We start from the raw sequence: 25229 nt of genomic DNA, 5'->3' as shown, positions 1-25229 counted from the left end.
ATTATCATTACCCTTTGATTGTTTATCGGGATCGATCATGCCTCATCGTCGTCTTTGTTCTCTGTTTACTGTGCTGATGGCTTTCGCCTTTGGTGCCTGTGCCGCGCCTGCCGACTGGCCGCGCCAGCTGGGCAGCGGTGAACACACGCTTACCCTGAAGCAGCCGCCACAGCGGATTGTCTCAACCAGCGTGACCTTAACCGGCTCATTACTGGCGCTCGACGCCCCGGTGGTTGCCAGCGCTGCCGCCATGCCCGGCAAGCGCTTCACCGACCAGCAGGGATTTTTCCGCCAGTGGGGAGATATTGCGCGTCAACGTCACGTTCAACGGCTGTATAGCGGAGAGCCCGCAGTTGAAATGGTGGCTGCCGCCCAGCCCGATCTGATTGTTGTTAGCGCCACCGGAAATGATTCGGCGCTGGCGCTCTATCCGCAGCTGTCCGCTATCGCGCCGACGCTGGTAATTAATTATGACGATAAAAGCTGGCAGCAGGTGATGATGGATTTAGGCCAGGCGACGGGCCATGAAAAGCAGGCGGAGCAGCGCGTTGCCGATTTTGATCGGCGCTTGCAGCAGGTACGTAAAGCAATAACGTTGCCGCCACAGCCGGTATCGGCTTTTGTCTATAACCGACACGGCCCTGTAATCAATCTCTGGACCAGCGCTTCCGCGCAGGGGCAGCTGTTGCAGCAGCTTGGTTTTACTCTGGCCGTACCCTTGCCCGGCGGGTTTAACCTGATGGCGCTGCAAAAGCGCCGGGACAAGGTGCCGTTAAGCGGGGAAACGCTGGTTAATGGCTTAACCGGCAAAACCTTTCTGTTGTTTGCCGCTGATGAAAACGATGCTGCCGCGTTAATGCGTGAACCGCTGCTGGCGGGAACAGCGGCCGTCGGGCAGCGGCGCGTTTTTGCGCTGGGTGAAGAGAGTTTCCGCCTCGATTACTATAGCGCCGGGCAGCTACTTACCCGCATCGGGCAGCTGTTTAGCACAGTCCCGCCCACAACGCCTGTAGACCATCGGTAAGGCCACCGCGCCAGCACAGCGCATCATGGCCACCTTCAAATTCACGATAGTGAACATCGTGACCAGATGCCTGAAGCAGCGGCAGCAGCGTGCGGTTGGATTGCAGAATGATTTTTTCATGTAATCCTGCCTCAAGCCACAGCCGCTGAGGATGAGCCGCTCCGGCACCTTGCCCGATCAGTTCTCCCAGCCTGCCGCCGCTGCTGGCGGTCTGGCGGTCGGGCCACCAGAAAGAACCCGACAGGCTAATGGCGCCGTTAAACCATTGGGGCCAGCTCAACGCGGCATACAGCGCGGCCAGTCCGCCATAGCTCTGGCCAGCTACCAGCGTCGGCAGCCTGTTATCCCATGCAGGTAACCACTCCTTCACCTGCGGAAGCAGCTCCTCCTGCAGCGCCAGCCAGAATTCAGGGTTACAGGGCAGCTCGTGGCTGCGCTGCGCGGTGCCAATAGCATCAATAAACAGATAACAGGCGGGAGGGAGCTCCCCGCGCTGCGTCAACGTCTCCAGCGGCGTGGCAAGGGGCATGCCATTCACCCAAAACTGACCGTCCAGCACAATCGCCAGCGGGCGCGGCGTGCTGCGGGTTTCCCCGGTTTGCAGCAGCCAGACCGAACGACGGTTAGCCAGACGGGAGCTGTACCACAGACGCGTTGTCAACGGATGGCTGGCGCAAGCGGAAAGCCCACGATCCAGCGCCTGCCAGGCGGGCTGCGGCGGCGCGTCGGGCATATGCAGCGGCGAAACCGCATGGCCGCGCCCGTTGCGCCAGCTGCGTAAAGGATTAAGCGGATCGGCAATCGCCGCAGGCAAATGGTTTTTCCACCAGCCGCGCAGTTTGTCAGCCGCCAGATGATCGGCTGGGAAATCAGCATCGTCCCGGCTGGGGATCAGACAATAACTGCCACGCCACCGGCTGCTGAGCGTCACTTCACCTTGCCAGATATTGGTTCCTGCCACGCGCTGTAGTGAAAAAGGGCGCTGTTGGCGATGATGATCGGTGATACCGGCAATGTTCAGCCATACGCGACGTGTCGTCGAATGATGTTCATCGCCCTCTGGATCGCGCCAGTAAAACACCATTCGGCAGCGATCCTGCTGTACTTCAGCCATGGCCGGAATGCCAGCCTGCATTTTTGCCTGCCACCAGGCGTCGCTACCCATTTTCACCACGCGCTTCCTCAACGGTAAAAAAACATAAAGTTAATTGATAACCATATTGATAATCATTTGCATTTTCAATAATCTGTTTCCGCTTGTTAACAGGACGAATAACCTGAGCCAATAACGGATATAAAATGAAAAAAGCACATTACTTAGCTTACCAGCTTCTGGTGCCGCTCACGCTGGCCGGTGGGCTGGTAAGCATCAACAGCAGGGCGGCAGAAACGTTAACGGAAAACAGCGCGGACGAAGGCGCGATGGTCGTGACGGCAGAGCAACAAACGTTACAGGCGCCGGGCGTCTCGACGATTTCCGCTGACGCGATCAAAAAACATGCGCCAGCACGAGACGTTGCTGAAATTATTCGTACTATGCCAGGCGTTAACCTGACCGGCAACTCGACCAGCGGTCAGCGCGGCAATAACCGACAAATTGATATTCGCGGCATGGGCCCGGAAAACACCCTGATAATGGTGGATGGCAGGCCGGTAACCAGCCGTAACGCCGTGCGCCTTGGCTGGCGCGGCGAACGCGATACCCGTGGCGACACCAGCTGGGTACCGGCGGAAATGATCGAGCGTATCGATGTGATTCGTGGACCGGCGGCGGCGCGCTACGGCAACGGTGCCGCAGGCGGCGTGGTGAATATTATCACCAAAAAAGAGAACGACGGCTGGCACGGCGCATGGAACACTTATTACAACGTGCCGCAGCATGATGAAGAGGGCAGCACCCGCCGCACCAATTTCAGCCTGAGCGGCCCGCTGAATGAGGATCTGAGCTTTCGTCTGTATGGCGGCCTGAGCAAAACCCAGGCGGATGCGCAGTTTATCAACCAGGGACATCAATCTTTACGTACCGGCACCTATGCCGATACGGTGCCTGCCGGACGGGAAGGGGTGGAAAACAAGGATATCAATGCGCTGTTGCGCTGGGCTTTCGCGCCGATGCAGGCGGTGGAGTTTGAGGCCGGTTACAGCCGTCAGGGCAATCTTTATGCAGGCGACACGCAGAACACCAATAGTAACGCACTGGTGAACGAAAATTACGGCAAAGAAACCAACCGCCTCTATCGGCAGAATTTTGCCGTCACCTGGACCGGGGCCTGGGATAACGGCATCAGCACCAAAAGCTTTGCGCAGTATGAAAACACGCGCAATTCACGCCTGCAGGAAGGCCTGGCGGGCGGTACGGAAGGGATTTTCGCCAGCAACAATTTCTCTACCATTGAACTGAACGATGTGCTGCTGCACAGCGAAATCAGCGTGCCTTTTGCGCTGTGGGTTAATCAAACGGCAACGCTGGGTACCGAGTGGAATCAGCAGCGCATGAAAGATCCTTCTTCCACCAAGCAGGCGCTGAGCGGCGGTGATATTGACGGGATCGCTACCGGCAGCCGCAGCCCTTACTCGCAGGCGGAGATTTTCTCGCTGTTTGCTGAGGATAACGTTGAGCTGACCGACAGCACCATGCTGGTGCCGGGGCTGCGCTTTGATCACCATTCCATCGCCGGTAATAACTGGAGCCCTTCGCTTAACCTTTCGCAGGCGCTGGGCGAAGAGGTTACGCTGAAGCTGGGTATTGCCCGCGCTTACAAAGCGCCCAGCCTCTATCAGACCAACCCCAACTACGTGCTTTACAGCCGCGGCCAGGGCTGTCCGGCCAGCGGCGGCGCCTGTTACCTAATCGGTAACGACGATCTGAAGGCTGAAACCAGCATCAATAAAGAAATCGGGCTGGAGTGGAAGCGTGACGGCTATCAGACAGGGCTGACCTGGTTCCGTAATGATTACCGTAACAAGATTGAGTCAGGCTATCTGCCAGAGGGCACCTCAACCAACGGCAAGACGGACGTTTATAAGTGGGAAAACGTGCCGAAAGCGGTAGTGGAAGGGCTGGAAGGTACGGTGAATCTTCCGCTTAGCGATACGGTAAGCTGGAATAACAATCTCACCTGGATGCTGCAAAGCAAAAACAAAGAGACCGGCGATCGTTTATCGATTATTCCGCAATACACGCTGAACTCGATACTCAGCTGGCAGGCAACGCAAAATCTGTCGCTGCAAACCTCATTCACCTGGTACGGCAGACAAACGCCGAAAAAATATAATTACAAAGGTGAGACGGTTACCGGCAGCGAAAGGGATGAGGTAAGCCCTTACTCTGTGCTTGGCCTTAGCGGAACCATGGAGGTCAATAAATATGTCAGCGTCACGCTGGGGGTGGATAACCTGCTGGATAAGCGTCACTTCCGCGCCGGGAATGCGCAAACCACCGGCAACGACAACACCAATTCCTATATGTATGGCGCGGGCGCCAATACCTATAACGAATCGGGGCGCACCTGGTATCTCAGTCTGGATACGCACTTCTGATAGTTTGCTCGCCGTTCAGGCTGGTCTGCTGGCCTGAACCGGTCGTGCTGCTGGCTTACCCGTCACGCTGATTCAGGGTGGCGGGTAACCAGCATTGCGCCTGCAGGCCGGAACGCGTCTGGCGATTGCTTAACTGCATCCTTCCGCCATGCAGCTGCACAATGCGTAGCACAATGTTTAATCCCAGCCCGCTGCCGCCATAGCGGCGATCGCGGCGATGAAACGCCTGCGTCAGTTCGTTGGCGCTCGCTTCATCAATACCTGGACCTTCATCGCAAATCGTCAACAGGCTGCCGTTTTCCTGTGCCTGTAGCTGCAAGGTAACCTGGGAATGCTCCGGGCTGTAGCGTGAGGCGTTTTCCAGCAGGTTGCGCACCATCAAACGCAGTAACACCGCATCGCCCTGTACGCTGAGATCCTGCTGCGTCCACGTTAGCTGCTGCTGACGCTGCTGTAACAGCTCGCCCATTTCAGCCTGTAAAGGCAACAAAATATCCTGCTGCCAGCTCAACGTTTGGTAATGACCGCTGGCCAGCGCTTGCCCGGCGCGGGAAAGCATCAGCAGCTGCTCAATAACATGCATCAGCTGGTCGATACGGGCGACCAGCATCGGCGCCTGTTTGATCTCCTGCTGCGCCATGAGTTCAAGATGCAAACGCAGCCCGGCCAGCGGCGTGCGCAGCTCATGCGCCGCATCGGCGGTAAATAATCTCTCCTGCTGTAGCGTTTGATCGAGACGGGCAAGCAGCTGATTGATCGCTCGGGTTACCGCCGCCACCTCTTCCATCTCTGAATAGACAGGAAGCGGCGAGAGGTTATCGGCGGAGCGTTGCGCCAGGCTGGTCTGTAAGGCATTTAGCGGACGGATAACCCAGCTGATCGCCCAGAAAGAGAGGATCAACGTAAAGCCGACCATCACTAGCGATGGCAGCAGAAGCGAGGCGACCGCTTCGCGGATTTCGTTTTCAACATGCTGATTACGCGATTTTGCGGTAAGCGTCTCGTTAACCAGAAAACCGATCTGCTCACGGCTTTCATGCCATAGCCAGATCACGCTCATCAGCTGGCAGGTCAGCAGAATCAGCGCCAGCATTATCAACAAACGCCGACGCATACTGTTCACGGACGCGCTTCCAGACGATAGCCGACGCCACGCACCGTTTTGATACGATCTTTACCCAACTTGCGCCGCAAATTATGGATATGGACTTCCAGCGTGTTGGAGCTGTTGTCATCCTGCCAGCTATAGATATCCTGCTGTAGCGTTTCACGATGCACCGTTTGTCCGATGCGCATCAGCAGGCGCGAGAGCAACGCAAACTCTTTCGGCGTGACCTCGACCGGCCGATCGTCCACTGAAACCTGTAGGGAAGAGAGATTAAGCGCCAGATCGCCGTGCCGTATCTGGTTATCACTGTGGCCCTGATAACGCCGGATCAATGCCCGAACGCGCGCTTTCAGCTCGGCCAGCGCAAAAGGCTTGATCAGATAGTCGTCCGCACCGGCATCCAGCCCGCTAACCCGATCTTCCAGCGCATCGCGCGCTGTTAAAATCAGCACCGGCAGGTCGATCTGCTGGCGACGCCAACGCCGCAGCAGATCGGTGCCGTCGGCATCGGGCAGGCCAAGATCCAACACCACCAGACTATATTGCCCGCTGTGCAGCAGGGCATCCGCCTGCGCCGCTTTACCGGCACAATCGATGGCGTAGCCCTCACTGCTCAGCGCAAGGGCAATGCCCTCCTGTAACAGCAGATCATCTTCCACAATGAGAATTTTCATGCGCCTCAGTTATTTTGGTAGATGTCCTTGTATAACCGGCTTTCAAAGCGCACCAGCGGCACGCGACGGGTGCGTTTATCCTCAGGCGGAACAGCATAACCCGACAGGAACTGCACAAAGGCCACGCGCTGACCGCTGGCAGTGGTAATAAAGCCAGCCAGATTATAAACGCCTGACAGCGAACCGGTTTTAGCGGAAACTTTCCCATCTACGCCCGCTTCATGCAGGCCGCCGCGATAGCGCAATGTCCCATCGTAGCCTGCCAGCGGCAGCATTGAGATAAAGTTCAGCTGTTGATCGTTCTGTGCAATGTATTGTAGCACCTGCATCATGGTCGCCGGAGAGATCAGGTCATGGCGCGAGAGGCCGGAACCATCGACCTGAATGCTGTTATCAAGATCGATATTCGCTTTCTGGCGCAGGATGCGGCGCACAGCGTCTGAACCTGCACGCCAGGTGCCGGGAACGTTAAAATAGTGTGCGCCAATGGTGCGGAACACCGTATCAGCAATCATATTGTCCGATTTTTTCAGCATGATTTTCAGCAGATCATGCAGCGGCGCGGATTGGGTCTCCGCCAGCAGGGTGCCTCGTTCAGTCACGCGCGTTTGACGCACCAGATGCCCGGTATAATCAATTCCGGCGTCGCGCAGCATCGCTTTTAAAATCGCGCCCGACCAGGCGGCGCCATCCTGAATAGCGAAAGCCAGCGGCAGCGGCTCGCTGCGCTGCGTCATACAGCCGGTGAGCGTAAAGCGATTTAGCTCGCCTGGCACCACATCCAGTTCGCAGTAGGGCGCATCGGGCGAGCCTTTGGCCAAGGTACGCACCTGACTGAACATGGTCACAGGATAATAAGAGGCCACGCGAATAAAGGCGTTATCATCCGCACGCTCGGCGCTGTAGAGCGAAACGGAAAAACAGTTTTTATCGACGATCGCGGCGGCGGGCGGCGCGCTAAAACATTGGGTGTTATCGTTCCACGGCCAGCCGGGCGCTTTATCGTGACTGGCGAAAACCGAGGTGTCCACCACCAGATTACCCTGAATATGGGTAATGCCCTGTTTGCTCAGCGCGCTGACCATATTGCGGAGATCCTGACGCGATAGCGTGGGATCGCCGCCAAAGCGGGCGATCAGGTCACCTTGCAGCGTCCCGTTATCCACTTTGCCCTGGGTTTCCAGCGTGGTACGAAAGCGGAAGTCCGGGCCTAACTCCAGCAGCGCTGCGAGGGCCGTCACTACTTTCATGGTGCTGGCTGGCAAAGCCATTTGTTTACTGTGATAATCGACCAGCGGCGTTGATGAACCCACTTTTTGTGCCATCAGCGCCAGGTTTGCGCCATCCGGTAAATATTGTGTGTATTCTTCCACAGGTGCTGCCTGAGCTTGCAGCATAAACGCACAGGTTAGTCCGGTAACAAGTCGTGAAAATCGCATAATCTCGCGGTAACTGACGGGTGAAGCCGTCATACTACGGTGCATCGCGGTAGAAAGTAAACGATGACCCATAGGGAACTCTGGGTTAAAATACGTATCAAAATGCAAACCCGAATCCTGACCTGGAGCCTGCTCCGGGTCAGGTTTCTTTTGTTTGCGAATCAGCCGGTAGCGTTGCACAACGCGTCAGGCCGACGACCCACTGGTCAGGACGACAACAAGCAAACAGGACCGATGACGAGGTATTAAAATGAATCAGATTCCGATGACGTTAAGGGGCGCAGAGAAGCTGCGTGAAGAACTCGAAGAGCTGAAGACCGTCAGACGCCCCCGTATTATTGCCTCAATAGCGGAAGCGCGTGAGCATGGCGATCTGAAAGAGAACGCCGAGTATCACGCCGCACGTGAAGAACAGGGCTTTTGTGAAGGGCGTATTCAGGAGATCGAAGCCAAACTGTCGAATGCGCAGGTGATCGATGTCACAAAGATCGCTAATAACGGTCGGGTAATTTTTGGCGCGACGGTCTCGGTGCTTAATCTCGATAGCGACGAAGAGTCAACCTATCGTATCGTAGGCGACGATGAGGCAGATTTTAAGCAGAACCTGATTTCCGTAAACTCGCCGATGGCGCGCGGGTTGATTGGTAAAGAAGCGGATGACGTCGTGGTGATTAAAACACCGGGCGGTGACGTTGAGTATGAAATTCTGAAGGTAGAATATCTTTAATCACGCCTGATATCCCGCATGATTGTAAAGAAAGGAAAAAGGCCGCGTTGCGGCCTTTTATCCTGTGCAGGAGCATGGCAATTTCTTCCGGCTGAATATAATCCGCATCTTTCAGGCCATATGTGCATTGGCGCTTTGCGCTCACTCCGCCCGCTTATTGATCTAAGCTTTCGGAATTTGCTGCCTTGCCCGCGTCATACAACCCGAATGATTTAGCGTATAATCAGCTCGCCCGATTAGCGCGGCAGGGAGATTTTACGTTCTTCTGTCGGTCGGTACAGCACCAGCGTCTTGCCGATAACCTGTACGTTACAGGCTCCCGTTTCACGAACGATGGCTTCTACCATCAGGTTTTTCGTTTCCCGATCTTCGGTAGCGATTTTCACCTTAATCAGTTCGTGATGCGCAAGCGCCTGTTCGATTTCGGCCAGTACACCTTCAGTCAGGCCGTGGTTACCCAGCATAACAACGGGTTTCAGCGGATGGGCCAGACCTTTCAGGTGCTGTTTTTGTTTGGTACTCAGATTCATCGTATATTTTTACTTACATTGGGATTGAAAACGGTACATTCTACCGCCATCTCTGGTATATCACCAAACAGGACATCATTATGTTTGGTTATTTATCGCTACGATGAAGAATAGTTGGAAAAAGTATGACAGGTAAAAAGCGTTCGGCCAGTTCCAGCCGCTGGCTTCAGGAACACTTTAGCGATAAATATGTGCAACAGGCACAGAAAAAAGGGTTGCGTTCGCGCGCCTGGTTTAAACTTGATGAGATACAGCAGGGCGATAAGCTGTTTAAGCCTGGGATGACCGTGGTCGATCTTGGCGCGGCGCCTGGTGGCTGGTCGCAATATGTCGCTACCCAGATTGGCGCGAAGGGACGTATTATCGCCTGTGACCTTTTGCCGATGGATCCTATCGTTGGTGTCGATTTCCTTCAGGGCGATTTTCGTGAAGAATCCGTAGTGAAAGCGCTACTGGATCGCGTTGGCGAAGAGAAAGTCCAGGTGGTCATGTCCGATATGGCGCCCAATATGAGCGGCACGCCAGCTGTTGATATTCCCCGGTCGATGTATTTAGTTGAACTGGCACTGGAAATGTGTCGCGATGTACTGGCACCTGGTGGCAGTTTTGTAGTGAAAGTATTTCAGGGAGATGGCTTCGATGAATACCTGCGGGAAATTCGCTCCCTGTTTACGAAAGTGAAAATTCGTAAGCCGGACGCTTCGCGCTCACGTTCACGCGAAGTGTACATTGTAGCGACAGGGCGCAAACTATAGTACCCTACGCTGTCTGTTAACACAGTTGTAATAAGAGGTTAATCCCTTGAGTGACATGGCGAAAAACCTGATTCTCTGGTTGGTCATCGCAGTTGTGCTGATGTCTGTTTTCCAGAGCTTTGGGCCCAGCGAGTCGAATGGCCGTAGGGTTGATTATTCAACCTTCCTGTCGGAAGTGAACCAGGATCAGGTCCGCGAGGCACGTATTAACGGGCGTGAAATCAACGTTACCAAAAAAGACAGTAATCGATATACGACCTACATTCCCGTCAACGATCCCAAGTTACTCGATAACCTGTTGACTAAAAATGTAAAAGTTGTCGGTGAACCACCAGAAGAACCAAGCCTGCTGGCTTCTATCTTCATCTCATGGTTCCCGATGCTGCTGCTGATTGGTGTCTGGATCTTCTTTATGCGCCAGATGCAGGGCGGGGGCGGCAAAGGCGCGATGTCCTTTGGTAAAAGCAAAGCCCGCATGCTGACGGAAGATCAGATCAAAACCACTTTTGCCGATGTCGCAGGCTGCGATGAAGCCAAAGAGGAAGTGGGCGAGCTGGTGGAATACCTGCGCGAACCCAGCCGTTTCCAGAAGCTGGGCGGTAAAATTCCGAAAGGCGTATTGATGGTTGGCCCGCCGGGTACCGGTAAAACGCTGCTGGCGAAAGCGATCGCTGGTGAAGCGAAAGTGCCTTTCTTTACTATCTCCGGTTCTGACTTCGTTGAGATGTTTGTCGGTGTGGGTGCGTCTCGCGTGCGTGATATGTTTGAGCAAGCGAAGAAAGCGGCACCGTGCATTATCTTTATCGATGAGATCGATGCGGTAGGCCGTCAACGCGGCGCCGGTTTAGGCGGTGGTCACGATGAACGTGAGCAGACGCTGAACCAGATGCTGGTTGAAATGGATGGGTTTGAAGGTAATGAAGGCATCATCGTGATTGCCGCAACCAACCGTCCTGACGTGCTTGACCCTGCACTGCTGCGTCCGGGCCGCTTCGACCGTCAGGTTGTAGTTGGTCTGCCGGATGTGCGTGGCCGTGAGCAGATTCTGAAAGTGCATATGCGTCGCGTGCCGTTGGCGACTGATATCGATGCTGCGATTATCGCGCGTGGTACGCCTGGCTTCTCCGGTGCCGATCTGGCTAACCTGGTGAACGAAGCTGCGCTGTTTGCCGCACGTGGCAACAAGCGCGTGGTATCGATGGTGGAATTCGAGAAAGCGAAAGACAAAATTATGATGGGTGCGGAACGTCGCTCCATGGTAATGACGGAAGCGCAGAAAGAATCTACCGCGTATCACGAAGCAGGCCACGCCATTATTGGTCGTCTGGTGCCGGAACACGATCCGGTGCATAAAGTGACGATTATTCCGCGTGGACGTGCGCTTGGCGTGACCTTCTTCCTGCCGGAAGGGGATGCGATCAGCGCCAGCCGTCAGAAACTGGAAAGTCAGATTTCCACCCTCTACGGCGGCCGTCTGGCGGAAGAGATTATCTACGGTTCAGAACATGTTTCTACCGGCGCCTCCAACGACATCAAAGTGGCCACTAACCTGGCGCGCAACATGGTGACGCAGTGGGGCTTCTCTGAAAAGCTGGGTCCGTTGCTGTATGCGGAAGAAGAGGGCGAGGTGTTCCTTGGCCGTTCTGTCGCGAAAGCGAAGCATATGTCTGATGAAACGGCGCGTCTGATCGATCAGGAAGTGAAGCTGCTGATTGATAATAACTATCAGCGTGCGCGTGTCATTCTTAATGAGAACATGGATATTCTGCATGCGATGAAAGACGCGTTGATGAAGTATGAAACCATCGATGCGCCGCAAATCGACGATCTGATGGCACGCCGTGAAGTGCGTCCGCCAGCAGGTTGGGAAGATCCGGGTTCTTCTGGTCATTCAGACAACAATGGTTCGCCGAAGGCGCCGCGTCCGGTTGATGAACCGCGTACGCCGAACCCAGGCAATACGATGTCTGAGCAGTACAATAAATAACTGCTAACAGACGACGAAAACCCCGGCTGGTCCGGGGTTTTTTACATCTGTCACATGAGTAAACCCGCAAGGAAAAATAAAGATGAAGCTGTACGCAAGGGATTCCCTACTGGACCTGTCTCATCCCCATGTTATGGGCATTCTTAACGTCACGCCTGACTCTTTCTCCGATGGTGGCCAGCACAATTCGCTGGTTGCCGCGCTAACGCATGCCAATGAAATGGTGAATGCTGGCGCGACAATTATTGATATTGGCGGCGAATCCACGCGTCCGGGCGCGGATGAGGTCAGCACGGAACAGGAACTGGAGCGCGTTATTCCTGTGGTTGAGGCGATCGCGCAGCGATTTGAAGTCTGGATCTCCGTTGATACCTCAAAGCCTGAAGTGATCCGCGAGTCCGCGCGAGTGGGCGCTCACATTATTAATGACGTCCGCTCGCTACAGCTGCCTGGCGCGCTTGAAGCGGCGGCGGAAACCGGCTTGCCGGTCTGCCTGATGCATATGCAGGGCGAGCCGGGCACCATGCAGTCGGCACCGCACTACACCAATTTGCTGCAGGAAATTGGCGACTTTTTTGTCCAGCATATTGCACGCTGTGAAGCCGCAGGCATTAAAAAATCACAGTTGCTACTCGACCCAGGCTTCGGATTCGGTAAAAATCTCAGCCACAATTATCAGCTTCTGGCGCATCTGGCCGATTTTCACCATTTTGGTCTGCCGCTATTGGTGGGCATGTCGCGTAAATCGATGATTGGGCAACTGCTAAACGTGGGGCCTTCTCAGCGTTTAACCGGTAGCCTCGCCTGTGCGGTGATTGCCGCGATGCAGGGCGCGCAGATTATCCGTGCGCACGATGTCAAAGAGACCGTAGAGGCCATGCGCGTCGTCGAAGCGACCCGTTCAGCGAAGGAATAATAACGCTATGAGTAACCATAAATATTTTGGCACCGACGGCATTCGCGGAAAAGTAGGCGAAATGCCGATTACGCCTGATTTTGTGTTGAAGCTCGGCTGGGCCGCAGGAAAGGTTCTGGCGCGCCATGGTTCAAAGAAAATCATTATCGGTAAAGATACGCGTATTTCCGGTTATATGCTGGAATCAGCACTGGAAGCGGGCCTGGCTGCCGCCGGTCTTGCCGCCTCGTTCACCGGCCCAATGCCAACGCCAGCCATTGCCTATTTAACCCGTACCTTTCGCGCTGAGGCGGGCATCGTCATTTCCGCTTCGCATAATCCGTTTGAAGATAACGGCATCAAATTCTTCTCTTCCGAAGGCACCAAACTGCCGGATGAAGTCGAGGAGGCGATCGAGCTGGAGATGGAAAAGCCGTTAACCTGCGTGGAATCTGCCGAATTGGGACGCGCGAGCCGTATCGTTGATGCCGCCGGACGTTATATCGAGTTTTGCAAAGGCACCTTCCCCAGCGAACTGAGCCTCAGTGGGTTGAAAATCGTGGTTGACTGCGCCAATGGCGCGACCTATCACATTGCGCCTAACGTCTTGCGTGAACTGGGCGCAACGGTAATCACGATTGGCGTGCAGCCTGACGGCATGAACATCAACAAAGAGTGCGGCGCAACCGACGTGCGTGCGTTGCAGCAGCGTGTGATTGAGAACAAAGCCGACGTGGGTCTGGCATTTGACGGCGACGGCGATCGCGTGATGATGGTTGACCACCTCGGTAATAAAGTCGATGGCGATCAGATCCTGTATATCATCGCGCGCGAAGGCCTGCGTCAGGGGCAGCTGCGCGGCGGCGTGGTCGGTACGCTGATGAGCAATATGGGGCTTGAGCTGGCGCTAAAACAGCTGGGCATTCCTTTTGCGCGTGCAAAAGTTGGCGATCGTTACGTACTGGAAAAGCTGCAGGAAAAAGGCTGGCGCCTGGGCGCCGAAAATTCCGGTCATGTTATCCTGTTGGATAAGACAACCACCGGCGACGGCATCGTTGCAGGTTTGCAAGTGCTTACCGCAATGGTGCGTAACCACATGACGTTGCACGATCTGTGCAGCGGAATGAAGCTGCTGCCGCAGATTCTGGTCAACGTGCGCTTTAGCGGCGCTACCGACCCGCTGGAGAACGCTGAGGTCAAAGCCGTGACAGCGGACGTCGAGAAAGCGTTAGCGGGGCGTGGACGCGTGCTGTTGCGTAAATCCGGCACGGAGCCGCTGATTCGCGTGATGGTTGAAGGCGAAGAGGAAACGCAGGTCAGCGCGCTGGCGCATCGTATTGCCGATGCGGTAAAAGCGGTCTGAGCCAGATTTCTGCCAACGCAACGCAGGTTAACCGCCTGCGTTGCAACAGGGAGATTCATTCGTTCCCTTGCTGCGACAGGACGTTGCTCCGTTGGTAAATCCGGTTTTCGGCGTAAAAAACAGCAGGATGGCGCTTTTTTCCGCAATCAGTGCGGCGGCGGAAAATTGCACTTGCAGACAGGCAAGCCTTTGGTTAGTATTCACACCCGCTTCTGATGGGTAATCACAATTATCCCGTCAATTGGTTTGAAGCTTTTGATGTGCGGTGACCGCGCAAGGAAACAGGTTGATTATGTACGAAGCTCTGTTAGTCGTTTTTCTGTTAGTGGCAATTGGCCTTGTTGGTCTGATCATGCTGCAGCAGGGTAAAGGCGCTGATATGGGAGCCTCCTTTGGTGCAGGCGCTTCCGGCACGCTGTTTGGATCTGCAGGTTCTGGTAACTTCATGACCCGTATGACTGCAGTGTTGGCGACCCTGTTCTTCGTTATCAGTCTGATTCTGGGTAACCTGAACAGCAATAAAACAGCCAAGGGAAGCGAGTGGGAAAACCTGACTCAGCCGGCACAGTCGCAGACTGCACCAGCTAAACCGGCAGCGCCGGGCAGCGATATCCCGCAATAAGTATCAAGCTTTCGACGCGACTCAGGACAAGGTCGCAGTCTTAAAGTGCCGAGGTGGTGGAATTGGTAGACACGCTACCTTGAGGTGGTAGTGCCCGATTGGGCTTACGGGTTCAAGTCCCGTCCTCGGTACCAAATCTCAGTTTTACTTGCATTTAGTGCATGTTCGGCGTAATATTCGCCACGTTTTCGGACGCGGGGTGGAGCAGCCTGGTAGCTCGTCGGGCTCATAACCCGAAGGTCGTCGGTTCAAATCCGGCCCCCGCAACCACTTTCCCTTAGAGTTATTTTTCAAATATACTGTATGTATCTTCGGACGCATCCGCAGCCAATTTTGAAAAAAATTCTTTGGATGGTGTGCCGAGCCGCAATCGCGGCATACAGGGTCCAGTCGCATTAAGCCCCGATTTTTCGGGGTTTTTTGTTATCAGGAATCGCAATACTGGGCTATATGCCCTTTTTTTATGTCTTGGGGGTGGGCTTGTCCACATTAGAGCAGAAATTAACAGAGATGATTTCAGCACCGGTAGAAGCGCTTGGCTACGAACTGGTCGGTATCGAGTTCATTCGTGGTCGCACTTCAACGTTGCGCATCTATATTGATAGTGAAGATGGCATCAATGTTGATGATTGTGCTGATGTCAGCCACCAGGTAAGCGCAGTCATGGATGTGGAAGATCCCATCACCGTGCCTTACAACCTTGAAGTTTCCTCGCCGGGCCTTGAGCGTCCACTATTCACTGCTGAACACTATGTACGATTCACCGGTGAGGAAGTCAGCCTGGTGCTGCGTATGGCCGTCCAGAACCGCCGCAAATGGCAGGGCATCATTAAAGCCGTCGAAGGTGAAATGATTACGGTAACCGTCGAGGGTAAAGATGAAGTGTTCGCGCTGAGCAATATTCAGAAAGCGAACCTGGTCCCCCACTTTTAAAAGTCCGGATTGAGGCTAACCAGGATGAATAAAGAGATCTTAGCTGTTGTAGAAGCCGTTTCTAACGAAAAAGCCCTGCCGCGTGAGAAAATCTTCGAGGCGCTGGAGAGCGCACTGGCCACTGCAACCAAGAAAAAATATGAGCAGGAAATCGATGTTCGCGTTAGCATCGATCGTAAAAGCGGCGATTTCGATACCTTCCGTCGCTGGCAGGCGGTAGAAGAAGTGACGCAGCCGACGCGCGAAATCACGCTGGAAGCCGCCCGTTACGAAGACGAAACGGTAAACCTGGGCGACTTCGTTGAAGATCAGATTGAGTCAGTTAAATTTGACCGCATCACCACGCAGACCGCCAAGCAGGTTATCGTACAGAAAGTACGTGAAGCAGAGCGCGCGATGGTGGTGGATCAGTTCCGCGAGCAGGAAGGCGAAATCATCACCGGCGTGGTGAAGAAAGTTAACCGCGACAATATTACGCTGGATTTAGGCAACAATGCTGAAGCCGTTATCCTGCGTGAAGATATGCTGCCGCGTGAAAACTTCCGCCCAGGCGACCGTATCCGCGGCGTGCTGTATGCTGTACGTCCGGAAGCGCGTGGCGCTCAGCTGTTTGTCAGCCGTTCCAAACCGGAAATGCTGATTGAGCTGTTCCGCATTGAAGTGCCGGAAATCGGCGAAGAAGTGCTTGAAATTAAAGCGGCGGCACGCGATCCAGGTTCTCGCGCTAAAATTGCGGTGAAAACCAACGATAAGCGTATCGATCCGGTTGGTGCCTGCGTCGGTATGCGCGGCGCGCGCGTTCAGGCCGTATCCAGCGAGCTGGGCGGTGAGCGTATCGATATCGTGCTGTGGGATGATAATCCGGCACAGTTCGTGATTAACGCGATGGCGCCTGCCGATGTCGCTTCCATCGTGGTTGATGAAGATAATCACACCATGGATATCGCTGTAGAAGCCGGAAATCTGGCTCAGGCGATTGGCCGTAACGGCCAAAACGTACGTTTGGCTTCGCAACTGAGCGGTTGGGTGCTGAACGTAATGACGGTCGATGATCTGCAGGCGAAGCATCAGGCAGAAGCGCATGCTGCTATTGGTGTCTTTACGAAGCACCTGGATATCGACGAAGAGTTCGCCACCGTGCTGGTCGAGGAAGGTTTCTCCTCTCTGGAAGAGTTGGCCTACGTGCCGATGAATGAGCTGCTGGAAATCGACGGCCTGGATGAAGCGACTGTAGAAGCACTACGCGAACGTGCGAAAAATGCGTTAACGACCCTGGCGCTGGAAAAGGCGGAGAGCCTTGGCAACGGCGTACCTGCTGACGATCTGCTAAACCTTGAAGGTATGGATCGCAATCTGGCCATTAAACTGGCGGCAAGAGGTGTTTGCACGCTGGAAGATCTGGCCGAGCAGGGTGTTGACGATCTGACAGATATTGAAGGCCTGGATGATGAGAAGGCCGGCGCTCTGATTATGGCGGCGCGTAATATCTGCTGGTTCGGCGATGACGCGTAATAACAGGAAGGAACAGCATGACAGATGTAACCGTAAAATCGCTGGCCGCAGAGATACAGACTTCGGTGGAACGCCTGGTACAGCAGTTTGCTGATGCAGGGATCCGTAAGTCTGAAAATGACTCTGTAACCCAGCACGAAAAAGAAACCTTACTGACGCACCTGAACCGCGATAATGGCAGCCCGTCAGGTAAGTTAACGCTGCAGCGTAAAACGCGTAGCACCTTGAATATTCCTGGCACCGGGGGTAAAAGTAAGTCGGTGCAAATCGAAGTCCGCAAAAAGCGCACCTATGTAACAGAGGATGCTGAGGCTGAAAAAGCTAAGGCTGAAGCAGAAGCGCAGGCGCAGCGTGAAGCGGAAGAACAGGCTCGTCGTGAGGCGGAAGAAAAAGCCACGCGCGAAGCAGCGGAAAAAGCGAAGCGTGAAGCCGAAGAGCAAGCCAAACGCGAAGCCGCGGAAAAGGCTAAGCGTGAAGCAGCGGAAAGTGAAAAAGTGACGAACCAACAAACCGACGAAATGACCCGGGCCGGACAGTCTGATAAAGCCCGCCGCGAAGCTGAAGCTGCAGAGCTGAAGCGTAAAGTGGAAGAAGAAGCCCGCCGCAAGCTGGAAGAAGATGCGCGCCGTGTCGCTGAAGAAGCGCGCAAACTGGCCGAGCAGAAAGCAGGCGACTGGGAAGCAAAACCAACCGAGAGCGATGACGCTGATTATCACGTCACCACTTCTCAACACGCTCGCCAGGCGGAAGACGAAAACGATCGCGAAGTAGAAGGCGGTCGTAGCCGTACTCGCACCACGGCGAAACCGCCGCGCCCGCGCAAAGGTAATAAACATGCCGAAGCGAAAACCGACCGTGAAGAAGCCCGTGCGGCGATTCGTGGCGGTAAAGGCGGTAAGCATCGTAAAGGCAGTGCGCTGCAACAGGGCTTTAACCGCCCGGCGCAGGCCGTTAACCGTGACGTTATCATCGGTGAAACCATCACCGTAGCGGAACTGGCTAACAAAATGGCGGTGAAAGGCTCCCAGGTCATCAAAGCGATGATGAAAATGGGCGCGATGGCCACCATCAACCAGGTTATCGATCAGGAAACGGCCCAGCTGGTCGCGGAAGAGATGGGACACAAAGTGATCCTGCGCCGCGAGAACGAGCTGGAAGAAGCGGTAATGAGCGATCGTGATACCGGCGCTGCTGCTGAATCCCGTGCGCCAGTCGTCACCATCATGGGTCACGTTGACCACGGTAAAACCTCTCTGCTGGACTATATTCGCTCCACCAAAATCGCCTCTGGCGAAGCGGGCGGCATTACTCAGCACATCGGTGCTTACCACGTTGAAACCGACAACGGCATGATCACCTTCCTTGACACCCCGGGCCACGCCGCGTTTACCGCGATGCGTGCACGTGGTGCGCAGGCGACGGATATCGTGGTGCTGGTTGTTGCTGCCGACGATGGCGTGATGCCGCAGACCGTTGAAGCCGTTCAGCATGCGAAAGCCGCTGGCGTGCCGGTGGTGGTTGCCGTCAACAAGATCGATAAGCCTGACGCCGATCCGGATCGCGTGAAGAACGAACTGACTCAGTACGGTATCATTCCGGAAGAGTGGGGCGGCGAAAACATGTTCGTTAACGTTTCTGCGAAAGCGGGTACCGGCGTTGACGACCTGCTGAATGCGATTCTGCTGCAGTCTGAAGTGCTTGAACTGAACGCGGTACGTGCCGGTATGGCCAGCGGCGTGGTGATCGAATCCTTCCTGGATAAAGGTCGTGGTCCGGTTGCAACCGTTCTGGTTCGCGAAGGTACGCTGAGTAAAGGCGATATCGTTCTGTGCGGCTTCGAGTATGGCCGTGTACGTGCGATGCGTGATGAGATGGGCCGCGAAGTGACCGAAGCGGGTCCTTCTATTCCGGTGGAAATCCTTGGCCTTTCTGGCGTTCCGGCAGCGGGCGACGAAGCGACCGTAGTACGTGACGAGAAAAAAGCGCGTGAAGTTGCGCTGTATCGTCAGGGCAAATTCCGCGAAGTTAAGCTGGCGCGTCAGCAGAAATCTAAGCTGGAAAACATGTTTGCCAACATGACCGAAGGCGACGTTTCCGAGCTGAACATCGTACTGAAAGCGGACGTACAGGGTTCTGCCGAAGCGATTTCCGACTCCCTGCTGAAGCTTTCTACCGACGAAGTGAAAGTGAAGATCGTGGGTTCAGGCGTGGGCGGTATCACCGAAACCGACGCAACGCTGGCTGCGGCATCCAACGCTATCATCCTGGGCTTTAACGTTCGTGCCGATGCGTCAGCGCGTCGTGTTATCGAAGCGGAAAGTTTGGACCTGCGTTACTACTCGGTCATCTATAATCTGATCGATGAAGTGAAAGCAGCGATGAGCGGTATGCTTGCGCCGGAATACAAACAGCAGATCATCGGCCTGGCCGAAGTGCGCGACGTGTTCAAATCACCGAAGTTTGGCGCGATTGCTGGTTGTATGGTTACCGAAGGCGTGGTTAAACGTCATAACCCAATCCGTGTACTGCGTGACAACGTGGTTATCTATGAAGGCGAGCTGGAATCCCTGCGTCGCTTTAAAGATGACGTTAACGAAGTCCGTAACGGCATGGAGTGTGGTATCGGCGTTAAGAACTATAACGACGTTCGCACCGGCGATATGATCGAAGTCTTCGAAGTGATCGAAATCCAGCGTACCATCGAATAACGATCGCATCGCAAGTGGCATTTGGGAAGCCGAGCGCTTCCCCGGACTGAGCCCCGCCATTTCATGGTCGGGGCTCAGCCATTATCAGGAGAAATAATGATGGCGAAAGAATTTGGTCGCCCACAGCGTGTCGCACAGGAACTGCAAAAAGAGATCGCCATGATCATCCAGCGGGAAATTAAAGATCCGCGTGTTGGTTTGATGGTGACCGTTTCCGGCGTAGAAGTTTCGCGCGATCTGGCCTATGCCAAAGTGTTTGTTACCTTTTTAAACGACGATGATGCGGATTCCATTAAGGGCGGCATCAAAGCGTTGCAGGATGCCTCTGGCTATATCCGTTCGCTGCTCGGCAAGGCGATGCGTCTGCGTATCGTGCCTGAGCTGACCTTCTTTTATGACAACTCGTTGGTGGAAGGGATGCGCATGTCCAACCTGGTGACCAACGTAGTGAAAAATGATGCGCAGCGCCGGGGTCCGGCAGAAGAAGACGACAAGGGGGAGTAATGAGTCGTCCTCGTCGTCGCGGCCGTGATATTCATGGCGTGCTGCTGCTCGATAAGCCTCAGGGGCTCTCTTCCAACGATGCGCTGCAAAAAGTGAAGCGTATTTTCCGCGCCAATAAAGCAGGCCATACCGGCGCGCTGGATCCGTTAGCCACCGGTATGCTGCCGATCTGTCTGGGCGAAGCGACTAAGTTTTCGCAATATCTGCTGGATGCGGATAAACGCTATCGCGTGATTGCGCGGCTGGGCCAGCGCACTGATACCTCTGACGCCGACGGTCAGGTTATCAGCGAGCGCGACGTAACCTTTACGCAGGCGCAGCTGGATGAAGCGCTGGAAAGCTTTCGTGGCGAGACGCAGCAGGTGCCTTCCATGTACTCCGCCCTGAAATATCAGGGCCGTCCGCTGTATGAATATGCGCGTCAGGGTGTTGAAGTGCCGCGTGAAGCGCGCTCCATCATCGTGCATGAATTGCAGTTTATTCGCTGGCAGGAGAACGAGCTGGAGCTGGAAATTCACTGCTCCAAAGGCACCTACATTCGTACCATCATTGATGATTTGGGTGAGAAGCTGGGCTGTGGCGCGCACGTTATTATGCTGCGTCGGCTACAGGTGGCGCGTTATCCCATTGAGAAAATGATTACGCTGGAGCAGCTCAATGCCTTACAGGGCGAGCTAGGCGACCTAAGCGAAGAAGCACAAACCCAGCTGGATGCCCTGCTGATGCCGATGGATAGCCCGGCATCGGATTACCCGGAAGTGAATCTCAGCGAGATCGCGGCGGGTTACTTTAAGCAGGGGCAGCCGGTGCAGGCGTCAGTCACGCCTGCTGATGGCCTGGTGCGCGTAACCGAAGGGGAAGCGCGTAAGTTTATCGGCATGGCGGAAATCGCTGACGATGGACGCGTAGCGCCGCGCCGTTTGGTGGTAGAATATTCTGCCTGAGCCATTTGCACTCGTCTCAGCCTGAGAGTAGAATAATGCGGCTTTACATGGGGTCGCTGAATTAGAGATTGGCACCCTGACATTTATCATTTAACCGGAGTTCATTATGTCTCTAAGTACCGAAGCTAAAGCAGAGATCGTTGCTAAATACGGTCGTGGCACTAACGACAGCGGCTCAACCGAAGTTCAGGTTGCACTGCTGACTGCTCAGATCAACCACCTGCAGGGTCACTTTTCTGAGCACAAGAAAGATCACCACAGCCGTCGCGGTCTGCTGCGTATGGTTTCTCAGCGTCGTAAGCTGCTGGATTACCTGAAGCGTAAAGATGTTGCTCGCTACACCAGCCTGATCGAAAGCCTGGGCCTGCGTCGCTAAGTCTTAACATGCTGTTTTATGGCGGCTACGCTATCAGAACGGTATGGTGCAAGTTTCGTAAAAAAAGGGGCCTCCGGGCCCCTTTTTTCAAGCAATCCGCAGCAATCCAGCGCAATCTATTGTATTGTTGCAGTATGTGATCTTTATTTGCAGAGGTTCGCGCGGCTAATGAGAGACTTTATGCCCGACAGGTATAAGGATTGTCATTAGTCGCGAGGATGCAATAAAGGTTGAAAACCCACAGCAGGCGCGCTGTTCGTGCCTGTTTGACGTAAAGGACGTAATTTTGCTAAATCCGATTATACGTAAATTCCAGTATGGTCAGCATACCGTGACGCTTGAGACCGGTATGATGGCGCGTCAGGCCACCGCTGCCGTTATGGTCAGCATGGATGATACCGCGGTATTTGTTACCGTTGTTGGTCAGAAAAAAGCGAAAGCCGGTCAGGATTTCTTTCCGCTGACCGTAAACTATCAGGAGCGTACCTACGCTGCTGGTCGTATCCCAGGCAGCTTCTTCCGTCGTGAAGGCCGTCCTAGCGAAGGCGAAACCCTGATTGCGCGTCTGATTGACCGCCCGGTTCGTCCGCTGTTCCCGGAAGGCTTCGTTAACGAAGTTCAGGTTATCGCCACCGTGGTATCGGTAAACCCGCAGGTTAACCCTGATATCGTAGCGATGATTGGTGCTTCTGCCGCACTGAGCCTGTCTGGTATTCCGTTCAACGGCCCAATCGGCTCTGCTCGCGTAGGTTACATCAACGATCAGTACGTGCTGAACCCAACCTCCGATGAGATCAAACAGTCTCGTCTGGATCTGGTGGTTGCCGGTACGCAGAACGCGGTACTGATGGTGGAATCCGAAGCGGATATCCTGACCGAAGAGCAAATGCTGGGCGCGGTGGTCTTCGGCCACGAGCAGCAGCAGGTGGTGATTGAAAACATCAACGCGCTGGTTGCTGAAGCGGGCAAACCGCGTTGGGACTGGCAGCCTGAGACCGTTAACGCTGCACTGAACGCACGTATCGCGGCGCTGGCGGAATCCCGTCTGAGCGATGCCTATCGCATCACGGAAAAACAACAGCGTTATGCGCAGGTTGATCTGATCAAATCAGAAACCACCGCCGCGCTGCTGGCGGAAGATGAGAGCCTGGACGAAGGCGAAATCAGCGATCTGCTGCACGCTATCGAGAAGAACGTGGTGCGTAGCCGCGTCCTGAACGGCGAGCCGCGTATCGATGGTCGTGAAAAAGATATGATCCGTGGTCTCGACGTACGCACCGGCGTACTGCCGCGTACGCACGGTTCCGCGCTGTTTACCCGTGGCGAAACGCAGGCGCTGGTTGCCGCAACGCTGGGTACCGCACGTGATGCGCAGAACCTTGACGAGCTGATGGGCGAGCGTACCGACAACTTCCTGTTCCACTACAACTTCCCTCCGTACTCCGTAGGCGAAACCGGAATGGTAGGTTCACCGAAGCGTCGTGAAATCGGCCACGGTCGTCTGGCTAAACGCGGCGTGCTGGCAGTGATGCCGAAACTGGAAGAATTTCCTTACACCGTTCGCGTAGTATCTGAAATCACCGAATCAAACGGTTCCTCTTCTATGGCTTCCGTCTGTGGCGCATCTCTGGCGCTGATGGATGCGGGTGTGCCGATCAAAGCGGCCGTAGCCGGTATCGCGATGGGCCTGGTAAAAGAAGACGACCGTTTTGTCGTGCTGTCCGATATCCTTGGCGATGAAGATCACTTGGGCGATATGGACTTTAAAGTGGCCGGTAGCCGTGAAGGTATCACCGCGCTGCAGATGGATATCAAAATCGAAGGCATTACCCGCGAAATCATGCAGGTTGCGCTGAATCAGGCCAAAGGTGCGCGTCTGCACATTCTGGGCGTGATGGAGCAGGCAATCAGCACGCCGCGTGGTGATATCTCTGAATTCGCACCGCGTATTCACACCATCAAGATCAATCCGGACAAAATCAAGGATGTGATCGGTAAAGGTGGTTCTGTGATTCGTGCGCTGACTGAAGAGACCGGCACCACTATCGAAATCGAAGATGACGGTACGGTGAAAATCGCCGCGACCGACGGTGATAAAGCGCAGCATGCTATCCGTCGTATCGAAGAGATCACCGCTGAAATTGAAGTGGGTCGCATTTACAACGGTAAAGTGACGCGCATCGTTGATTTCGGTGCCTTTGTCGCGATTGGCGGCGGTAAAGAAGGTCTGGTTCATATTTCTCAGATCGCTGACAAGCGCGTTGAGAAAGTGACCGACTACCTGCAGATGGGCCAGGAAGTACCGGTTAAGGTACTGGAAGTGGACCGTCAGGGCCGTGTGCGTCTGAGCATCAAAGAAGCCTCAGAGCAGCAGCCGCAGGCAGAAACGGCAGCCGTTAACCCTGAAGCAGAGTAAAAGCGCGTTCGACATTGAGCTCTCCTCCCCGTGGGGAGAGCTGTTTCGTTGCGAGGGCGGGAATCCTTGTGCATGGCAGGCGGATGACAGGACGTGCATCCCAATGTTGGTATTCGGGAGTGGGAAATGAAGCCTTTTTTGCGCTGGTGTTTCGTTGCGACAGCTATCACGCTGGCAGGATGCAGCAACTCAGATTGGCGTAAGAGCGATGTGCTGGCGGTTCCGCTACAGCCAACTCTGCAACAGGAAGTCATCCTGGCGCGCATGGAACAAATTCTTGCCAGTCGGGCATTGACCGATGATGAGCGTGCACAGCTATTATATGAGCGCGGAGTGTTGTATGATAGCTTAGGTCTGAGGGCATTAGCGCGGAACGATTTTTCGCAAGCGCTGTCTATTAGACCAGATATGCCTGAAGTTTTTAATTATTTAGGTATATACTTAACGCAGGCGGGCAACTTTGATGCCGCCTATGAAGCGTTTGATTCTGTACTTGAGCTTGATCCAACTTACAATTATGCGCATTTAAACCGTGGTATCGCCCTCTATTACGGCGGACGATACAAGTTAGCGCAAGATGATCTGCTGGCGTTTTATCAAGACGATCCTAACGATCCTTTCCGCAGCCTGTGGCTTTATCTCGATGAACAAGGGATAGATGCCGATAAGGCAAAAGTGGCGCTCAAGCAGCGTTACGACAGAGCGGACCGCGATCAATGGGGATGGAATATTGTCGAGTTCTACCTTGGCGACATCAGTGAAAAAACGCTGATGGAACGTCTCAAGGCGGACGCAACGGATAACACCTCGCTCGCTGAACATCTCAGTGAAACCAACTTCTATTTAGGTAAGTACTACCTAAGTCTGGGGGAGAAGGACAGCGCGGAAGCGTTGTTCAAACTGGCGGTCGCCAACAATGTACATAACTTTGTTGAGCACCGATACGCATTGTTGGAACTGGCGCTGTTAGGCCAGACACAAGACGATTTAACAGAATCTGACCAGCAATAGCTGACGAACACCTGAGTCCATTTTTTAACAAATGTCATCACCTTCCGGGGTGACGGCTTTTTTGTTCGTCAAAACATCTAATTTGAGCCGGTTCACATTTTTCAATGAAAATGATTGCATATTTTCAGGACGAGTTATGTAGACTGGCCGCCGTAATCTAA

22 protein-coding genes and 2 tRNA genes are annotated in these 25229 nt (G+C 54.5%); 19 read left to right on the top strand and 5 right to left on the bottom strand.

All coding sequences use genetic code 11. The features are described from left to right. Window positions 1-37: 37 nt before the first annotated feature. Window positions 38-1024: a Fe2+-enterobactin ABC transporter substrate-binding protein gene (gene fepB, locus J2X14_RS09785; protein WP_352411013.1), complete on the top strand. Its 987-nt coding sequence runs from the start codon at window positions 38-40 to the stop codon at window positions 1022-1024. Here fepB and fes read toward each other — a convergent pair. After that, window positions 984-2189, bottom strand: coding sequence for an enterochelin esterase (fes, locus tag J2X14_RS09780; protein ID WP_352411094.1), 1206 nt, complete (start codon window positions 2187-2189; stop codon window positions 984-986). The two genes, fepB and fes, sit on opposite strands and share 41 nt — an antisense overlap. A 134-nt stretch (window positions 2190-2323) precedes the next feature. Between fes and J2X14_RS09775 the strand changes: the two genes are divergently transcribed. Continuing rightward, window positions 2324-4564 (top strand): TonB-dependent siderophore receptor, encoded by a 2241-nt coding sequence (locus J2X14_RS09775; protein ID WP_352411012.1) that lies wholly within the window; start codon window positions 2324-2326, stop codon window positions 4562-4564. Window positions 4565-4619: 55 nt separating this feature from the next. Here J2X14_RS09775 and pmrB read toward each other — a convergent pair whose 3' ends face one another. Genes pmrB through dacB form a run of 3 tightly spaced genes read right to left on the bottom strand, consistent with a single transcriptional unit; the run spans window position 4620 to window position 7785 of the window. Next, window positions 4620-5687, bottom strand: a complete 1068-nt coding sequence (pmrB, locus tag J2X14_RS09770) for a two-component system sensor histidine kinase PmrB (protein ID WP_352411011.1) — start codon at window positions 5685-5687, stop codon at window positions 4620-4622. Beyond that, entirely contained in the window at window positions 5684-6346 is a 663-nt protein-coding gene (pmrA, locus tag J2X14_RS09765) for a two-component system response regulator PmrA (RefSeq protein WP_352411010.1), read from the bottom strand. The genes pmrB and pmrA overlap by 4 nt, the downstream gene beginning before the upstream one ends. Window positions 6347-6351: 5 nt before the next feature. Continuing rightward, a complete protein-coding gene (dacB, locus tag J2X14_RS09760) occupies window positions 6352-7785 on the bottom strand; it encodes a serine-type D-Ala-D-Ala carboxypeptidase (RefSeq protein WP_352411093.1) in 1434 nt (477 codons plus the stop codon). 250 nt (window positions 7786-8035) lie between these two features. On the opposite strand from dacB, the gene greA reads away from it, so the two are divergent. After that, window positions 8036-8512 (top strand): transcription elongation factor GreA, encoded by a 477-nt coding sequence (gene greA, locus J2X14_RS09755; RefSeq protein ID WP_352411009.1) that lies wholly within the window; start codon window positions 8036-8038, stop codon window positions 8510-8512. 236 nt (window positions 8513-8748) lie between these two features. Here greA and yhbY read toward each other — a convergent pair whose 3' ends face one another. Continuing rightward, a complete protein-coding gene (gene yhbY / locus J2X14_RS09750; protein ID WP_250651611.1) occupies window positions 8749-9042 on the bottom strand; it encodes a ribosome assembly RNA-binding protein YhbY in 294 nt (97 codons plus the stop codon). A gap of 125 nt (window positions 9043-9167) precedes the next feature. Here yhbY and rlmE point away from each other — a divergent pair, with 125 nt between their 5' ends. The 16 genes from rlmE (at window position 9168) to J2X14_RS21005 (ending at window position 25229) form a co-directional block, all read left to right on the top strand. Then, window positions 9168-9797 (top strand): 23S rRNA (uridine(2552)-2'-O)-methyltransferase RlmE, encoded by a 630-nt coding sequence (rlmE, locus tag J2X14_RS09745; RefSeq protein WP_352411008.1) that lies wholly within the window; start codon window positions 9168-9170, stop codon window positions 9795-9797. A 55-nt stretch (window positions 9798-9852) separates the two neighbouring features. Next, window positions 9853-11784 carry an ATP-dependent zinc metalloprotease FtsH gene (gene ftsH / locus J2X14_RS09740; RefSeq protein ID WP_352411007.1) on the top strand — a complete coding sequence of 644 codons (1932 nt, stop codon included), beginning with the start codon at window positions 9853-9855 and terminating at the stop codon, window positions 11782-11784. An 82-nt stretch (window positions 11785-11866) separates the two neighbouring features. After that, window positions 11867-12700 carry a dihydropteroate synthase gene (gene folP / locus J2X14_RS09735; protein WP_352411006.1) on the top strand — a complete coding sequence of 278 codons (834 nt, stop codon included), beginning with the start codon at window positions 11867-11869 and terminating at the stop codon, window positions 12698-12700. Window positions 12701-12707: 7 nt separating this feature from the next. Next, a complete protein-coding gene (gene glmM / locus J2X14_RS09730) occupies window positions 12708-14042 on the top strand; it encodes a phosphoglucosamine mutase (protein WP_352411005.1) in 1335 nt (444 codons plus the stop codon). Window positions 14043-14334: 292 nt separating this feature from the next. Next, window positions 14335-14664 carry a preprotein translocase subunit SecG gene (gene secG / locus J2X14_RS09725; RefSeq protein ID WP_249893208.1) on the top strand — a complete coding sequence of 110 codons (330 nt, stop codon included), beginning with the start codon at window positions 14335-14337 and terminating at the stop codon, window positions 14662-14664. A gap of 47 nt (window positions 14665-14711) precedes the next feature. Beyond that, window positions 14712-14798, top strand: a tRNA-Leu gene (locus J2X14_RS09720). A 59-nt stretch (window positions 14799-14857) separates the two neighbouring features. Then, window positions 14858-14934 (top strand) — tRNA-Met (locus J2X14_RS09715). Between the two features lie 210 nt (window positions 14935-15144). Then, the gene (rimP, locus tag J2X14_RS09710; protein ID WP_249894577.1) at window positions 15145-15597 is read left to right on the top strand and encodes a ribosome maturation factor RimP; all 453 of its coding nucleotides are present in this window, start codon (window positions 15145-15147) and stop codon (window positions 15595-15597) included. A 24-nt stretch (window positions 15598-15621) separates the two neighbouring features. Next, window positions 15622-17109, top strand: coding sequence for a transcription termination factor NusA (nusA, locus tag J2X14_RS09705; protein ID WP_352411004.1), 1488 nt, complete (start codon window positions 15622-15624; stop codon window positions 17107-17109). Window positions 17110-17126: 17 nt separating this feature from the next. Continuing rightward, window positions 17127-19817, top strand: a complete 2691-nt coding sequence (infB, locus tag J2X14_RS09700) for a translation initiation factor IF-2 (RefSeq protein WP_352411003.1) — start codon at window positions 17127-17129, stop codon at window positions 19815-19817. 99 nt (window positions 19818-19916) lie between these two features. Continuing rightward, window positions 19917-20321: a 30S ribosome-binding factor RbfA gene (rbfA, locus tag J2X14_RS09695; protein ID WP_352411092.1), complete on the top strand. Its 405-nt coding sequence runs from the start codon at window positions 19917-19919 to the stop codon at window positions 20319-20321. Further along, window positions 20321-21265 (top strand): tRNA pseudouridine(55) synthase TruB, encoded by a 945-nt coding sequence (truB, locus tag J2X14_RS09690; RefSeq protein WP_352411002.1) that lies wholly within the window; start codon window positions 20321-20323, stop codon window positions 21263-21265. Before rbfA ends, truB begins: the two co-directional genes overlap by 1 nt. Before the next feature lie 106 nt (window positions 21266-21371). After that, entirely contained in the window at window positions 21372-21641 is a 270-nt protein-coding gene (gene rpsO / locus J2X14_RS09685) for a 30S ribosomal protein S15 (RefSeq protein WP_085068276.1), read from the top strand. A 286-nt stretch (window positions 21642-21927) separates the two neighbouring features. Further along, the gene (gene pnp / locus J2X14_RS09680; RefSeq protein WP_352411001.1) at window positions 21928-24057 is read left to right on the top strand and encodes a polyribonucleotide nucleotidyltransferase; all 2130 of its coding nucleotides are present in this window, start codon (window positions 21928-21930) and stop codon (window positions 24055-24057) included. Between the two features lie 126 nt (window positions 24058-24183). Beyond that, complete coding sequence (gene nlpI / locus J2X14_RS09675) at window positions 24184-25068, top strand: lipoprotein NlpI (RefSeq protein WP_352411000.1); 885 nt, start codon at window positions 24184-24186, stop codon at window positions 25066-25068. 104 nt (window positions 25069-25172) lie between these two features. Next, window positions 25173-25229, top strand: coding sequence for a hypothetical protein (locus J2X14_RS21005; protein ID WP_498043408.1), 57 nt, complete (start codon window positions 25173-25175; stop codon window positions 25227-25229).

The sequence above is a fragment of the Mixta sp. BE291 genome, assembly GCF_031457955.1.
Lineage (GTDB): Bacteria > Pseudomonadota > Gammaproteobacteria > Enterobacterales > Enterobacteriaceae > Mixta.
This window is presented reverse-complemented; position numbering and strand designations above follow the sequence as displayed.

Excerpts from the sequence above, each read along its gene's own strand:
- fepB (WP_352411013.1), top strand. The coding sequence starts at position 38 with ATGCCTCATCGTCGTCTTTGTTCTCTGTTTACTGTGCTGATGGCTTTC.
- fes (WP_352411094.1), bottom strand. The coding sequence starts at position 2,189 with ATGGGTAGCGACGCCTGGTGGCAGGCAAAAATGCAGGCTGGCATTCCG.
- J2X14_RS09775 (WP_352411012.1), top strand. The coding sequence starts at position 2,324 with ATGAAAAAAGCACATTACTTAGCTTACCAGCTTCTGGTGCCGCTCACG.
- pmrA (WP_352411010.1), bottom strand. The coding sequence starts at position 6,346 with ATGAAAATTCTCATTGTGGAAGATGATCTGCTGTTACAGGAGGGCATT.
- dacB (WP_352411093.1), bottom strand. The coding sequence starts at position 7,785 with ATGCGATTTTCACGACTTGTTACCGGACTAACCTGTGCGTTTATGCTG.
- greA (WP_352411009.1), top strand. The coding sequence starts at position 8,036 with ATGAATCAGATTCCGATGACGTTAAGGGGCGCAGAGAAGCTGCGTGAA.
- yhbY (WP_250651611.1), bottom strand. The coding sequence starts at position 9,042 with ATGAATCTGAGTACCAAACAAAAACAGCACCTGAAAGGTCTGGCCCAT.
- rlmE (WP_352411008.1), top strand. The coding sequence starts at position 9,168 with ATGACAGGTAAAAAGCGTTCGGCCAGTTCCAGCCGCTGGCTTCAGGAA.
- ftsH (WP_352411007.1), top strand. The coding sequence starts at position 9,853 with ATGGCGAAAAACCTGATTCTCTGGTTGGTCATCGCAGTTGTGCTGATG.
- folP (WP_352411006.1), top strand. The coding sequence starts at position 11,867 with ATGAAGCTGTACGCAAGGGATTCCCTACTGGACCTGTCTCATCCCCAT.
- glmM (WP_352411005.1), top strand. The coding sequence starts at position 12,708 with ATGAGTAACCATAAATATTTTGGCACCGACGGCATTCGCGGAAAAGTA.
- secG (WP_249893208.1), top strand. The coding sequence starts at position 14,335 with ATGTACGAAGCTCTGTTAGTCGTTTTTCTGTTAGTGGCAATTGGCCTT.
- nusA (WP_352411004.1), top strand. The coding sequence starts at position 15,622 with ATGAATAAAGAGATCTTAGCTGTTGTAGAAGCCGTTTCTAACGAAAAA.
- infB (WP_352411003.1), top strand. The coding sequence starts at position 17,127 with ATGACAGATGTAACCGTAAAATCGCTGGCCGCAGAGATACAGACTTCG.
- rbfA (WP_352411092.1), top strand. The coding sequence starts at position 19,917 with ATGGCGAAAGAATTTGGTCGCCCACAGCGTGTCGCACAGGAACTGCAA.
- truB (WP_352411002.1), top strand. The coding sequence starts at position 20,321 with ATGAGTCGTCCTCGTCGTCGCGGCCGTGATATTCATGGCGTGCTGCTG.
- rpsO (WP_085068276.1), top strand. The coding sequence starts at position 21,372 with ATGTCTCTAAGTACCGAAGCTAAAGCAGAGATCGTTGCTAAATACGGT.
- nlpI (WP_352411000.1), top strand. The coding sequence starts at position 24,184 with ATGAAGCCTTTTTTGCGCTGGTGTTTCGTTGCGACAGCTATCACGCTG.